We start from the raw sequence: 1,294 nt of genomic DNA on the forward strand, positions 1-1,294 counted from the left end.
TGACCCGTCCTAAATAAGGTTGACACTTTTCCAATCTAAAATTGGAGAGTGTAATGAAACCAATCACTAAACGAACTCAACGTGATTATTCTCTCGCTTTTAAATTACAGCTTGTTGACCAAGTTGAAAAAGGCGAAATGACATATAAACAAGCTCAAGATCACTATGGTATACAAGGATGCTCTACGGTTTTGGTTTGGCTTCGTAAGCATGGTAGATTAGATTGGTCGAACGGTACCCCTGATACTTTTTGTCGAGGCTCAGCTATGACCCAATCTTCTGAACAACAAACGCCAGAACAACGCATTAAAGCCCTTGAAAAGGAACTTGAAGAAGCTCGGCTTAAATCTGATTTCTTCGAAGCCGTTGTCAAAGTCATGGACAGAGACTTCGGAGTCCGTTTATCAAAAAAGCGCAAGGCCGAGTTATTAAAGAAAAAACGGTCAAAAACCTTACCGTAACAGTTGCTTGTCGTTTTATGCAGATCAGTCGGCAAGCTTATTACAAAAGACAGGACAGGATTGAGGAACGGAAGAAAACCGATACGGCCATTATTGACGTTGTAAAATCTGAACGCGCCTTACAACCTAGATTAGGTGGGCGTAAATTACATTTTATTTTAAATAAAAAACAAATAGTTATTGGTCGTGATCGGTTATTTTCTTTATTGAAAGAGCATCAATTACTGGTGCCTAATAAGCGGGCTTATCATCGGACAACCTTAAGCCATCATCGTTTTCATCGTCATCCAAATTTAATTAAGTCGGGATTTATTCCGACACAACCAGAGCAACTTTGGGTGGCAGATATTACTTATCTATCAACCCATGAGGGTGACACCTATTTAAGTTTAATTACAGATGCTTATTCGCGAAAAATCGTGGGATATCATTTAGATAACAATATGAAAACAAGTTCAGTAAAAAGGTCGTTAATTCAGGCGTTAAAGAAACGAGTTTCAACAACCTTATTAATTCATCATTCAGATCGAGGAATACAGTATTGTTCTTCAGAATATCAGGAGATACATAAAGAGCATAATATTCAATGCTCTATGACTGATGGGTATGATTGTTATCAAAATGCCTTAGCAGAACGAATCAATGGAATATTAAAAATGGAGTATCTACTGATAAAACCGAGTAATTTGGAACAAGCAAGAAAATTAGTTGAAGAATCAATACAGCTCTATAATGAAAAACGACCGCATTTATCATTAAACTATAAAACGCCCGATGAAGTTCATCGGGCGTTTTATGCCTGAAAAGTTGTCAACCTATATCAGGACTAGTCA

General features: G+C 37.3%; 1 protein-coding gene. It reads left to right on the forward strand.

The genetic code is table 11. The annotated features are described in order from the left end of the window. The first annotated feature begins 53 nt into the window (after positions 1–53). Positions 54–1,264, forward strand: a protein-coding gene (locus JEP36_RS17665; RefSeq protein WP_198630575.1) for an IS3 family transposase whose coding sequence is annotated in 2 segments (ribosomal slippage) — positions 54–399 and positions 399–1,264 — 1,212 coding nt in all. Because the reading frame shifts where the segments join, the coding sequence is not laid out codon by codon here. Positions 1,265–1,294 lie beyond the last annotated feature (30 nt).

Source organism: Proteus sp. PR00208, from assembly GCF_016238545.1.
In the GTDB taxonomy this organism is placed as follows: Bacteria; Pseudomonadota; Gammaproteobacteria; order Enterobacterales; family Enterobacteriaceae; genus Proteus.